This is a genomic window from Paenibacillus mendelii (assembly GCF_024498075.1).
Classification (GTDB): Bacteria; Bacillota; Bacilli; order Paenibacillales; family Paenibacillaceae; genus Paenibacillus_Z; species Paenibacillus_Z mendelii.
Genome location: NZ_JANHOF010000005.1, coordinates 133,051 through 145,678, shown reverse-complemented (window position 1 = coordinate 145,678; position 12,628 = coordinate 133,051). Strand labels below are relative to the sequence as shown.

9 protein-coding genes and 1 pseudogene are annotated in these 12,628 nt (G+C 52.1%); 1 reads left to right on the top strand and 9 read right to left on the bottom strand.

Annotated elements, in window-relative coordinates; all coding sequences use genetic code 11:
- Window position 1: 1 nt before the first annotated feature.
- Genes NNL21_RS18065 through NNL21_RS18035 form a run of 7 tightly spaced genes read right to left on the bottom strand, consistent with a single transcriptional unit; the run spans window position 2 to window position 8,606 of the window.
- Window positions 2–934 carry a carbohydrate ABC transporter permease gene (locus tag NNL21_RS18065; protein ID WP_256555318.1) on the bottom strand — a complete coding sequence of 311 codons (933 nt, stop codon included), beginning with the start codon at window positions 932–934 and terminating at the stop codon, window positions 2–4.
- Window positions 935–936: 2 nt separating this feature from the next.
- Entirely contained in the window at window positions 937–1,953 is a 1,017-nt protein-coding gene (locus tag NNL21_RS18060) for a carbohydrate ABC transporter permease (protein ID WP_204818612.1), read from the bottom strand.
- Window positions 1,950–4,922 carry an extracellular solute-binding protein gene (locus NNL21_RS18055; protein WP_204818611.1) on the bottom strand — a complete coding sequence of 991 codons (2,973 nt, stop codon included), beginning with the start codon at window positions 4,920–4,922 and terminating at the stop codon, window positions 1,950–1,952. The genes NNL21_RS18060 and NNL21_RS18055 overlap by 4 nt, the downstream gene beginning before the upstream one ends.
- Window positions 4,919–6,049 (bottom strand): ABC transporter ATP-binding protein, encoded by a 1,131-nt coding sequence (locus NNL21_RS18050; RefSeq protein WP_204818610.1) that lies wholly within the window; start codon window positions 6,047–6,049, stop codon window positions 4,919–4,921. The genes NNL21_RS18055 and NNL21_RS18050 overlap by 4 nt, the downstream gene beginning before the upstream one ends.
- A 35-nt stretch (window positions 6,050–6,084) precedes the next feature.
- On the bottom strand, window positions 6,085–7,107 hold the full coding sequence (locus NNL21_RS18045; protein WP_204818609.1) for an N-acetylglucosamine kinase: 1,023 nt from the start codon (window positions 7,105–7,107) through the stop codon (window positions 6,085–6,087).
- Between the two features lie 14 nt (window positions 7,108–7,121).
- A complete protein-coding gene (locus NNL21_RS18040; protein ID WP_204818608.1) occupies window positions 7,122–7,823 on the bottom strand; it encodes a sugar isomerase domain-containing protein in 702 nt (233 codons plus the stop codon).
- A gap of 51 nt (window positions 7,824–7,874) precedes the next feature.
- Window positions 7,875–8,606 carry a sugar isomerase domain-containing protein gene (locus NNL21_RS18035; protein ID WP_204818607.1) on the bottom strand — a complete coding sequence of 244 codons (732 nt, stop codon included), beginning with the start codon at window positions 8,604–8,606 and terminating at the stop codon, window positions 7,875–7,877.
- Between the two features lie 305 nt (window positions 8,607–8,911).
- On the opposite strand from NNL21_RS18035, the gene NNL21_RS18030 reads away from it, so the two are divergent.
- On the top strand, window positions 8,912–9,682 hold the full coding sequence (locus NNL21_RS18030; protein WP_204818606.1) for a DeoR/GlpR family DNA-binding transcription regulator: 771 nt from the start codon (window positions 8,912–8,914) through the stop codon (window positions 9,680–9,682).
- 1,369 nt (window positions 9,683–11,051) lie between these two features.
- Here NNL21_RS18030 and NNL21_RS18025 read toward each other — a convergent pair.
- Window positions 11,052–11,792, bottom strand: a pseudogene (locus NNL21_RS18025) (uroporphyrinogen decarboxylase/cobalamine-independent methonine synthase family protein); the annotation flags it as partial.
- Window positions 11,793–11,913: 121 nt separating this feature from the next.
- Entirely contained in the window at window positions 11,914–12,321 is a 408-nt protein-coding gene (locus NNL21_RS18020; protein WP_204818604.1) for a YlcI/YnfO family protein, read from the bottom strand.
- Window positions 12,322–12,628 lie beyond the last annotated feature (307 nt).

Below are 12,628 nucleotides of genomic sequence, written 5' to 3'. Positions count from 1 at the left end.
GTTATTTCACACCCGAATGCAGCATCGTTTGGATCATCTTCCGCTGAAACAGCAGAAACATGATCAGGTTCGGGATAAACATCAGCAGCGCACAGGCTGCCGCAATGCTTTGCCCGGCAACGCTGTTCTGCAAATTGGCGGTCAAGCTCGACACATAATACGCAAGCGTCTTCATCGTTTCCTTCTGCGTATACAACGTGGAGCCTTCCATATCCAGGTACACGGCCTGGAAGGTAATGATCGAAATCGTCGCCACCGCTGGCGCGATGAGCGGGATAATGATGCGGGTGAAAATGTACATATCGCCCGCGCCGTCCAGCTTGGCGGCTTCGATCAGCGCATCGGGCACTTGGTCGATAAACTGCTTCATGAGGAATACCGCCACCGGCGACGCGATAAACGGCAGGACATGAGCGAAATAGGTATTCGTCATGCCCAGGCCGCTAACCATGATGTAGCGCGGAATCGATACCGTCTCCGGCGCGAACATGAGCGATAGCATGATTAGCGACATGATTAGTGTCTTGAAATGAAAACGGTGCTTGGCCAGCACGTAGCCAGCCATCGTGCTGGCCATAATCACGCTGAAGAGCGTAAGGGCTACGACGATGACGCTGTTGAATAAATATCTGGTGAAGGGTACGACTCCCGCTGCGGAATGGAGAAACAGCCGTTCGAAATTACGCATCGTCGGTTCCTTCACCCAGATCGTCGGCGGAAACAGGAATAACTCATTGAGCGGTTTAAACGCATTATTGAATAAGAAGATAATCGGCAGCAGCATGAACAATCCGATTGCCGTAAGAAACACGATGAGCGTGACCTGAAACCAAGAGGCGTGCTTGCGCCATCGCCATAACCGGCTTGCCATCCGCTTGGAGTTCGGGAGAGGCTCTGTGCTTGTGTTTATCCGTTCTGTTGCTGTGTTCCCCATCGTCACTCCCCCTCTTTCGCCGCAAACAGCCGGTAACAGAATCGCATGATCAGAAACGAGATAAGCAGCAGCACGACGGAGACGGCCGATGCGTAACCCCATTCATACCGCAAGAATGCATAATCATCGATATGATTCGTGATGAGATGCCCGGAATATCCGGGTGTTATCGGCAGGCCCGTGAGCTGCTTGGAGATTAATCCCGCCTTCAGCGTGCCGACGATCGCCATGACGGCACTGAACAGCATCTGCGGCTTCATCGACGGAATCGTGATGTAATAGACTTCCTGAAGCCTGTTCTTGATGCCGTCGATCCGTCCGGCTTCATAGAGCTCGGTATTCACGGTTTGCAGGCCGCCGAGCATCGCGAGAAAACCGACCCCCATGCTGGACCACAGCGTCACAATAATCATAATGGTCATTAAATATTTGGGATCCTGCAGCCACAGCTGCGGGGATTCGATAATCCCGAAATTCAACAAGATATTGTTCAAATAACCGACACGGTCTCCACTGAACGTCGAAATCCAAATGACGGATAGTGCGACACCGCCGGCCATTGAAGGGGCATATAAGGCGAGCGTGAAATAATCGCGCAGCCCCTTCGGCAGCTGGTGGATCAGCCAAGCGAAAATAAACGACAGGATATATCCGCCCGGTCCTACGATAATGGCGAATTTGAACGTATTGGGCAGTGTATATTTCATAAAGATAATGTCTTGGGTTAACAGCGCAATGAAATTGTTGACCCCGATAAATTTAGGAAAGGCAAAGCCGTTAAAGGTTGTCACGCTTAATAAGGCAGCCATAAATACCGGGATCAAGACAAAGCAGGAAAATGCGAGCAGGAAGGGTGCCAGAAACAGGTACGACATCCGGTCCCTCCAGCACTCCGAGGCAAATTGCCGCAGTCTCCGCAGCGCCCGGGGAGCAGCCGGTTTGCCTGGTGTTGGACGTATCGCGATACCGCCCGGCAAGGTTCCACCATCGGTATTAAGCTCCGTATTCGATTGCTTCATGGCGTACTCCCCTCATAAGGATGGTTATGCACAGGCACATGGAGATCCGACTGCGGCCCAAAACCCAGCTCCTCCTGCTTGCGGAGCATCTCCCTCTGCAGCGAGATCGCCGATTTTTCCAGTGCTTCCTGTGGTGCCATGCGGCTAATGATCGTATTATTCCAGGCAAAATCCATTTCGCGGCCCAGAAAGTAATACCCCGGCACATACGGCATATTTTTGGCCCAGCGGGACTGTTCCATCAGCACGGCCAAATCATCTGCCGGCCAAGGCAGCAGCTTCATCGCGTCGGTGTTGGCCGTGTTCCATCGGTATTCCAACCCGGCAAACGACTCGATATCGTTCGCATATTGAGCCTGCACACTGGTAGAAGTCCACCACTCCAGAAACTTCCAAGCCCGTTCCTTATTTTTGCTGTTCTTCATAATCATCGCGGATTGGGTTGGCTGCATCGACCATCGCGCCACCGTTCCATCCTCCTGCTTCATCCCCGGCAGAGGCGCCATCTTCCAGCGGCCTGTAATTTCCGGTGATGCAACCTGCAGCTGAATATACGTATTGAAGTCCGCAATCCCTATGGGCATATCGCCGAAACGGAAGTGGTTGAAGAACGCCGGCACATCCTTGGGCAGGTCGTACTTGCTGAACCAATCCGTCCACTGCTTGAATGCCTCAATGGAGGAATTGTCATTCAGCTTCGCATCCATCCCATCAGCGGTGTAGAACTCCGTACCATGCTGATAGAAGGGCATTGCGAATTCTTTTGCCGGATAAAAGAAGGTTTTCCCGTTCTGCAAGGTAGGCAGCATTCGCTTGACGTCCTCCCACGTATCCGGCGGCGTAAGGTCCAGCTGCTCCAGCACATCGGTACGATAGAACAAGGCCATGAACGATTGGGTTTCGGGCAAAGCGTACGTGCCGCCATCGAACTTGTATGATCGCATAACGCCGGGATTAAACCGGCTCTCTACATCGGCAAATCCGGGAAATTCGGACAAATCCGCCGATGCTCCGCGCATCGCGAAGTCCACCGGCATTTCCATGCTTACGCCAAGCGCGACATCAGGCTGGTCGCCTGCCGCATTTCCGAGCATCAGCACATCCGGATTCGGAATCAGATTGACATTCACTTTGATGCCTGTGCTTGGAGTGAAATCCTGTTCAATCTGTTTCTGAAGCAGATCCACATAGTCTCTGCCCCGCTGTACCCATATGGTTATGGCGTCATCCTCGTTCATATCCTTCAAATCATAGGTTTGAAAGAACGTGCGCCCAAAGTTTACCGTACTGTAGCGAATGCGATCCCATGTTCCCGGCTCCGGCAAATCCGGCTTGGCTTCCGGAGAACGAAGGACGATGTAATCCAGCTGAAGCGCTTGACTCTCCATCGGTTTCATCCATGTGCCCAGACTCGCCTGAATGTCCGAGAGCATCTGCACTTTATTAGGAATTTCATTCACATCATCAAGCAGCTCTTCCAAGTTATTAACAGCCGAGCTGATTGCGGTGGTCGGATCGGTCACATGCTGGTTTAAACCGTTTACGTAATCGCGGATCGCTTTCATATCCTCAATGATTCGCATCAGCTTCGTATCAATATCCGGATCATAGGTTTTGATTTCCCATGTTCGTCCGGTATCCAGATTCATGGATGATCCCATTCCGTAATTGCCGGTAATGATGCGGATATCCCGATCGATGGCGGCGATCTCCTTGACCTTCTCTTGCAGTGCGATCACAGCCGGCTTGACAGGACTTGCGTCGGCAATAAGCCCCAGCTTGTGTGTCCCCTTCGTCAAATGGAACAAGTAAGGCTGTCCGTCCCGGTCCGCAATCGACCGAATTTCAAGATTGTCATTGGCCTGCAGCGAGTAATGAAGCATCTCACGAAACGGCACTGCCCCATCGATCGTGAGGGTCCGGTAGGTATTCGCTTTCCCGTTATAACCTTGGAGATATTTCAAGTCGATCGCGTACATGCCGTCCTCCGGCACGGCAATGTCCCACTCCACCCATTCACCTGCGGTCTGCCAGCGATCGCCGCCGATCGTATTGTACACGAGCCTTCCCTTCGGGTCGGGAGATACATAGGGCTCGGCAACGCTCTGCGTTTGAATACCAATCGCGGACTTTGCAGCGAAACGCTCGGCTTCGAACTGCTGGAACCATTGCCGGTCCTGCTTGCCTGCTAATTCGCCGAAAGACTGCTTATAGTCCGCATATGTCGGGATCGGCTTAGCTGCTGCGAAAGTTAGGGATTCGATTGCAACCGGCTCTCTGCCGCCCATCATCCGGATCGTGTGACGACCTTTCGTCAATGGCCACCTTAGCGGCTCCGAGGATACGCCATAATCAGCCACCTGCGCGGTCCGCCACCCGGCTATTTCCTGCTGAATCGGTCGAATTTCATTGCCAATCTGGTTCTTGTCATACGGCGTCTTTCCGTCCTTCCAGGCACGGTTAAGCACGATACGCGCCGCTTCCTCAAATGGGTAAGCCCCGTCAATCTGAATACCGCGCACAACGGATGCGAAGCTGCCCTTCAGCGGGGCATATTCGACAGACAACTCGTACAGGCCATCCCGAGGCACATCCACTTCCCATTCCAGCCAGCCACTCGCCCCCTCCCATGACAGAACCGTCGAACCTTTCTCCGCATCATCAACAAGCCTTACTTCCGCATCCGAAGATGCAGCTGCATAATCGCGGGCTTGAATGGTGACCAGCGCCGTCCCGATCGAATTCCGTTCCAGCTCCTGGACCGAATCGCTTTGCAGCCACTGGATGTAGGGCAGCGGAATCGCGTTTCCGCCAGACGCTGATGATAGGGGGATAGCGCTTACATGAAGTGTCTCATAGGTCTCATCCTCCTGCAGAAGTCCACGGCCAAATACCAAGGCACAGATCCCTAACAGAATGAGCGCCCACATCACTCCGCTCCTTGCCCTGCGCTTGAACCGCCCCGTCATGCCCGATCCCCCGGAATGCTTAATGATACGCCGCTCTCCAAATCAAAGAAGTGGGCTTTGTTCATTTGCAGCGCCAGCAAGATGGAGTCCCCTACCCTTATCGGTGTATGGGCGTCTGTCCGGGCAATCAGCGTCTCTTCGCCGACCTTCGTATACAGAAACGTATCGGATCCCATCGGCTCCTTCATATCGACGATTGCAGCAGCCTGCCAATCTGCCCATGCTTCAGGTGCATCGTTCCCGCATGCGACATGCTCGGGACGCAGCCCAAGAACGATCTGCCGCAGATTGGCTCCCGAAGCTTCGAAGCGGACGCTGTACGTTTCCGGAATCCGCAGCTTAAGCCTCTTCGTCTCGAAATAATAGACTCCGTCCTGCCTGACGACTGCCCCCTGCAGAAAATTCATCTGCGGCGTTCCGATAAACCCGGCAACGAAGAGATTCCGGGGCTCGTCGTACAGCTGCTGCGGTGGAGCGACCTGTTGGATTCTTCCATCCTTCATGACGACAATACGTGTTCCCATCGTCATGGCCTCCGTCTGATCATGGGTGACATAGACGAATGTCGTCTGCAGCTGGCCATGCATCTTGATGATTTCCGTCCGTGTCTGAGTCCGCAGCTTCGCATCCAGATTGGACAACGGTTCATCCATCAAGAAAGCTTTCGGCTCACGAACGAGTGCTCTTCCCAGCGCAACCCGCTGCTTCTGTCCCCCGGACAGCTGATTCGGCTTCTTGCTGAGCAAATGGGAGATTTCCAGCATCTTCGCAGCCCGGTTCACTCTCAGCTCTACGTCATGCTTAGCCACCTTGCGCAGCTGCAAGCCCAGAGCCATATTCTCATGTACCGACAGATTCGGATATAATGCATAATTCTGAAATACCATCGCAATATCCCGATCCTTCGGGGAGACGAAATTGGTAAACTTCCCATCGATGTAGATATCCCCTTGCGACACATCCTCGAGCCCTGCCAACATACGCAGCGTAGTTGACTTGCCGCACCCGGAAGGCCCGACCAGCACTAGAAACTCACCGTCGGCAACGTCCAAGTGGAAGTCATTTACCGATGGGATCGGTTCACCTTTGTAATATTTATACACATGATGAAATTTGACATTCCCCATAGTTCAGGAGCCTCCAACACGTAATGACCTCATCTTCAGCTTGCATTGGTTATTGCTTTCTTAACGAAATCGTTATCGCGCTTTAACCGCGATATTAATTCCCCATCCCAGCTTACGCCCATATGTCTTAATGTACCGAGAAATACACCGAAGGCCGGTTCAAGCGCTTGCGGCGTTAAATGGAAGCTTTTCTTCATCTTCAGCTTCAAAGTGGCTTGGAACGGTTCAATCAGGATATCGCCGATCCGCCAGCAGCCTCCCGCATACCCAATTGGAATAGGTTCGCGGCCCATATCCATCTGATCGCATATTGCAGCAACCTGACAGCCCAGCTTCTTGCCCGCTTGTTGAATAATCGCAAGAGAGATGGAATCGCCTTCGCGTGCACATTTAGCGACAATACGGCTCAGATTAGCGATCCGATGCCGATAACTGTCCGGCATGTATTGAAACGTATTGTCCGCAATCGTACGGGAAACGGGATTCATGAAGGGGGCATTCTTATGAAACTCGGATATGCCCCACTCCTTGCAAATCGCGTCAGCGAGCATTGTCTCTTCTTCCCAACCCTCCACATAACGGAGTGCCGCCCGCAAGCCGCTGAGCCCAATCTCGTAACCGCTTCCATCATCGCCGAGCAGATCTCCCAAACCGCCTACCAGCATCGTCTGGCCTTCACGGTTCCTTGCATAGACGAACGATCCGGTACCGCTTAATGCTACAACACCCCATTCACTGCACAGCGCTCCCACCAGCGCGACTGTGGGATCGTCCAAATAAATGGAATCCGCTCCAACCTGACTTTGTTCAAGTGCCGACTGAAGCGCTTCAAATTGACCGAGCTGCGAATACGAAACAAGCGAAATATGGGAGCCGGACACACCGCCGCCTTCCATGGCCATCTTGATCGCGTGTATGAACGAATGAGAAGCATTTTCTGACGACAGATGATGGGTAGGCCCGCCAAGGCCCCACCCCAATAATTCGCCTTCCGTGGTCTGCAGCAGACAAATCGTTTTGCTGCCGCCACTATCAATACTCATCATAATTTGCGACAAGGAAATACCTCCAATTAATATCCCAGTTCTTTATGCCGCTTGTTCGTTGCCTCGATCTGCTCCATCCCGCCCGGCATGCTCACACTTCTATATACAGACGGTACAAGTCCCTTAGCCAGCATATTCTCGATCAATTGGGCGATAAAGCACCACCCGACAACAGCAGAAGTAAAGCCGGAAGTCGGCAATATCCGCTCCTCCATGCCTTCCGCATCGAGCGCCGCATCGCCCTTGAGTGTCATGATGTCCAGAACATGCTCGCATACCTCGAACAATCGCTTGCCGCTTGGATGTAAGGACGGTATCTGCGACGTGTAGTCCAGTGCGGTAAGTGCGATGGTAACCATCCCATGATTACGGGCTTGCTGTGCCAGCTCCACAACGGAAGCAGCCCGGCCGGAGACGGAACCAAGAATGAGAATATCGCCTTTGCGCATGGATGATGCCGGGATCGTAGCCGCCGCCGCGTCCAGCTCACCTTGTATCCCTTCACCAGTCGCTGCCGCTAAATGTAAATGCTTCAGTAATGCCAAGCCTCCGGATCGGTTAAACAATTCGTAATTGAGCAGATGACCCCGGTCATGGATGTATACGGAGCCTCCGCCGGCCACGGATTGAGCCGCAATTTCGGCAACCTTGTTGATCGTAGGCAGCTGCTTCTGTTCAATTGAATCGAGCAATTCCCGGTAAACAACTAATAATTCGTTAGATAACATATAATGGATCAACCCTTCTGATTAACATAGATAATTACTTCGTTGCCTCATTCACATATAATGGATCTGATCCCGATACTCGCTTAGCAATCGCGCGTTGTGCCGATCACCCTGATCGACATTGGCGCTCATAAATACGGGCGCCGCATGGCCGGCTTCGATCAACAGCTCGATCGTTCGAGCCATGACCGGATGAAGCAGTGCAAGGCTCGTTATGGTCGAGGTTGCAGCGGTCTTCACAGGCAAGCCTTCGATTTCAAGAACAGCATCTCCCGGCACCGAACAGCAATCCAATACAAGATCGGTTAGCTCGTGCAGGCGCTTCCCGCTAGAATGTCTGCTTTCCACAGATTCGGCGTAGGCCACGCTTGTAAGCGCTACCGAAATGATGCCGGTTCGTCTTGCATATTCGGCCATCTCGATGGGTACGATGTTTCGGCCGGATATGGAGCATAGAATCAATACATCCCCAGGCTTGATCGGTGATTCGCTTAGTACCGCTTCTGCGATACCGGATATCCTCTCGAATCTCGTCGTTCGTGAGACAGGCGGAGTTTCCAGTGTAAGTCCCGGAGCGAAGATCGGATTGATCAGCGCGAAGCCTCCGGCTCGATAAAACATTTCCTGTGCCATAATACTGGAATGGGAGCAGCCGAATATATAGATCGATTGATTAAGGCTGATCGTTTCGGCTAATAATTTGGCCGTTTTCTCCATCGCATCGCTTTGGGTGCGGTACATCTGATGCAGCTGCGATACGACGGCATTCAAGTAATCCTCCATTACCCCATTTTGTCACCTCTTTCGCTTAACTTTCGAAAGTAAACCATTCGAAAGCTTACCTTTCCTTTAAAAGGATGATTCTGGTAATCCACACTAAAGATAATAACAACAAAACCAATTTTCGTAAATATTGTTTTCGGAATTACGAAAAATTTTTTTTATATAAGTTTTTCTTTCGTTTGGACTTTCGAATTTATTTATTTTTTCATTTGCCTATGCTACAATATGAAAATGACAACTTGCGATAACTTCGGTTGTATCACATAACTTGCTTCTAGCTTTCAATAAGTAAAAGAGGTGTCCGTATGAAAACGTACCAGAGGCGGCAGGAGATTTTTCAATTTATTTTCGATAAGAAGACCGTCAAGATCTCGGAGCTTAAAGAAGTTTTTCAAGTTTCAGAAGTCACGATCCGCAGTGATCTGGACTTTCTGGAAAGCGAGGAGAAGATCGAACGCCTGCATGGGGGCGCAGCCATTATTGACAAGAGCCCTCAAGTTGAATCTGTTCTGCCCAGCACGCCTCTGCTTGATGCGAAGATATCGATTACCAAGCGAGCAGCTGAGCTAATCGTGCCTGGCGATACGATATTTCTCGATTCCAGTGCGACATGCATCGTGTTGGCCTCCCATTTGAACCCTGAGCTGAACATCACAGTCATCACGAATTCGCTGCCCATCATTAATCTATTAAAACAAGCTCCTGGAATTAGGCTGTATGCCATCCCGGGTCTATATAATCCCTCGACGAACTCCTTCAATGGACCGCTGGGAGAAACGTTCATCAGCAATCTCAAAACATCCAAAGCTTTCATTTCGCCAAAAGGCATTATCGTAGAAGGTTTACGGGACTTAACGGCGGACGAAGCCGCGATCCGCAAGGCGATGATTAACTCGACGAGAGAGCCGATTATTGTCGTGGACCATAGTAAGTTCAACCATTCGGAGATCCTGTTCCAAATATCGGATTTCAGCCCTATATCCACGGTGGTGACCGATAAGACGCCTGCGCCGCTGTTTGTCGACATTCTGCAAACACGAAAGATCACGTTAATCACGACCGAAAGCGGAAGCTAATCCGATACAGCGGCGAATAACGCTTGATCACCCAAGCGCTACATAGATTCCTTGAACGTTCGATAGCACCATTGAGCGGAGCAGGAAGCTTGATTCCGGAAAAGTATGTGATCGACCGCTGTCATACGTGGCGACACCATGCAATTGGAGCTGCGTGCGTTGCGAAAGCATTCGCAGTCGCCTTTGTCTTGGGCTTCATCCTGCAAGTAGAGCCCAAGGATATCCTGGAACAACCTCGACCGGTCGACCGCGTTAAGGCCGAAAAACGGACTTACAGCTGCGCGTCACTGTGACGCGGGCGCTTGGAAGTCCGTTTTCTACTCTTACAGCCCATTGGAGCTTGCGCGTGGCAGGGACTCCACCACGCTAAGGCCGAAAAACGGACTTACAGCTGCGCGTCACCGCGGTGCGGGCGCATGTAAGTCCGTTTTCTGGTCTTACAGCCCTTCGGAGCTCGCGGGTGGGAGGGACTCCACCTCGCTAAGGCCGAAAAACGGACTTACAGCTGCGCGTCTCCGCGGCGCGGGCGCATGTAAGTCCGTTTTCTGGTCTTACAGCCCCTCGGGGCTTGCGCGTGGCAGGGACTCCACCACGCTAAGACCGAAAAACGGACTTACAGCTACGCGTCACCGCAGCGCGGGCGCTTGTAAGTCCGTTTTCTGGTCTTACAGCCCTTTGGAGCTTGCGCGTGGCAGTCATTCCACCACGCTAAGGCCGAAAAACGGACTTACAGCTGCGCGTCACTGCGGCGCGCGCGCTTGTAAGTCCGTTTTCTGGTCTTACAGCCCTTTGGGGCTTGCGCGTGGCAGTCATTCCACCACGCTAAGGCCGAAAAACGGACTTACAGCTGCGCATCACTGCAGCGCGGGCGCTTATAAGTCCGTTTTCTGGTCTTACAGCCCCTCGGGGCTTGCGCGTGGCAGGGACTCCACCACGCTAAGACCGAAAAACGGACTCACAGCTGCGCGTCACCGCAGCGCGGGCGCTTGTAAGTCCGTTTTCTACTCTTACAGCCCTTTGGGGCTTGCGCGTGACAGGGATTCCACTACGCTAAGGCCGAAAAACGGACTTACATCTGCGCGTCACCGCAGCGCGGGCGCTTGTAGGTCCGTTTTCTGGTCTTACAGCCCCTCGGGGCTTGCGCGTGGCAGTCGTTCCATCACGCTAAGGCCGAAAAACGGACTTACAGCTGCGCGTCACTGCGGCGCGGGCGCATATAAGTCCGTTTTCTGGTCTTAAAGCCCTTCGGAGCTCGCGGGTGGGAGGGATTCCACCACACTAAGGCCGAAAAACGGACTTACATCTGCGCGTCACTGCCGCACGGGAATACAGGATGAAGCCTCTCTACTCATCTGCCTTTAACAAACGATTATTTCCAAATTTCATCGGCGATTTCTTTGATAAATACCAGCTTGCTCCATTGCTGCTCTTCGGTTAGAAGATCCCCCTCTTCCGTAGAGGCGAATCCGCACTGCGGACTGAGGCAAATATGGTTAATATCCACAACCTGCGCGGCTTCCTTAATACGGTCGATGATGACCTGTTTATCCCCCAGCTCGCCCGTTTTGGAAGAGAAGAGCCCCAATACCACCTGCTGGTCCTTCAAAGCGCTCAACGGAGCGAAATCCCCGGCGCGATCCGTATCGAATTCCAGATAGTAGCCGTCAATGTTATCGATGCCAAACAGCGTATCAGCTACCGGTTCATAGCCCCCCGAGGATGCCCAAGTAGAGTGATAGTTTCCCCGGCAGACATGGGTAGTCAAGATCAAGTCATCGGGAAGATCTGCGATGGCTTCTTGATTGACGCGGGCGTACAGCTGTGCAATGTCCGTCACTTGGACGCCTTCCTGCTGTCTCGCTTCCCAATAGTTCTTGTCGCACAGCATTCCCCAGGTGCAATCGTCCAGCTGCAGGCTGCGGCATCCTGCCTCGTAGAAGGCAAGAATCGCAGCCTTATACGCCTTTGTAATATCCGTCACCAGCTCGTCCGTGCTGCTGTAATACGCTTCCGTGCTTGCCTTGTTCTCTGCCCGCTGCAGCTCGGCTAGAAATTGCGCTGGAGCAGGTATCGTCTGACGGGCGATGACGTCATTGCCGGCAACCTGTCCATACCATTCCAATTTAATGAAGGATAAGTTGAAGTTAATGCTGGCTGAAAGTCCACTGAACGTCTCGATGCCGGAATACATAAAAAACACGCCAGTCATGGCGTGTTAAATAGAAACTTAACTAGCGGGCATCCTTCGGTTTATCGCCCAATAAACCAAGCAGGAACATTTGCGAAAAAGCATACCCCTGGGATGTTTTCGAGACAATCGATGGAATCGTCAGGTCTAGATCCAAGTAGGTAGACAGGATGAGCTGGGTAAATTCCTTCTGATTCGTTAAGGAGTGCTCCTGCAATTGCTTGGCTAACTCCTTATTCACCTGTTCTCTTCCCCCGAATGCTTGCTGCAGCTCGTACCCGGCAAGGTAGAGATCAGCCGCTGTTGCTTCATTAGCCTTCTCATGTTCAGTCACATAACTAATAATCCATTCTCTCACCAGGGACGAGGTATCTTTATTGTTTTCCTTCGCGGCATGCTGAAAACTCTCTTTTAGATCCTTCGATAGTCGTATGTGCAAATTGGTATCCATCTCAACATCCTCCTTAACTTACACTCATTATAAGTATCTGTCATGACATTGTCAACACAATGTGTATACATACTCCGAAAGATTGCTCACCTTGAATACCCGATCCAATGTCCACAGTAAGATCGAGTAAGAGGAGGCGGCTAGCCCCCGTCTTCTCACACCACCGTACACGCGGGCTCCAAAGGTTAACAAAGCTCCAGATAACGAGTAAGCAGATTTCGGCCCTTTCGCTTCCCAGCAGGAAGTAGTAGGGCATTGTTTGTGTTCCGGGACATTTCCCACGGAGCACGACGGGAATTTCAAAACC

Excerpts from the sequence above, each read along its gene's own strand:
- NNL21_RS18065 (WP_256555318.1), bottom strand. The coding sequence starts at position 934 with ATGGGGAACACAGCAACAGAACGGATAAACACAAGCACAGAGCCTCTC.
- NNL21_RS18060 (WP_204818612.1), bottom strand. The coding sequence starts at position 1,953 with ATGAAGCAATCGAATACGGAGCTTAATACCGATGGTGGAACCTTGCCG.
- NNL21_RS18055 (WP_204818611.1), bottom strand. The coding sequence starts at position 4,922 with ATGACGGGGCGGTTCAAGCGCAGGGCAAGGAGCGGAGTGATGTGGGCG.
- NNL21_RS18050 (WP_204818610.1), bottom strand. The coding sequence starts at position 6,049 with ATGGGGAATGTCAAATTTCATCATGTGTATAAATATTACAAAGGTGAA.
- NNL21_RS18040 (WP_204818608.1), bottom strand. The coding sequence starts at position 7,823 with ATGTTATCTAACGAATTATTAGTTGTTTACCGGGAATTGCTCGATTCA.
- NNL21_RS18035 (WP_204818607.1), bottom strand. The coding sequence starts at position 8,606 with ATGGAGGATTACTTGAATGCCGTCGTATCGCAGCTGCATCAGATGTAC.
- NNL21_RS18030 (WP_204818606.1), top strand. The coding sequence starts at position 8,912 with ATGAAAACGTACCAGAGGCGGCAGGAGATTTTTCAATTTATTTTCGAT.
- NNL21_RS18020 (WP_204818604.1), bottom strand. The coding sequence starts at position 12,321 with ATGGATACCAATTTGCACATACGACTATCGAAGGATCTAAAAGAGAGT.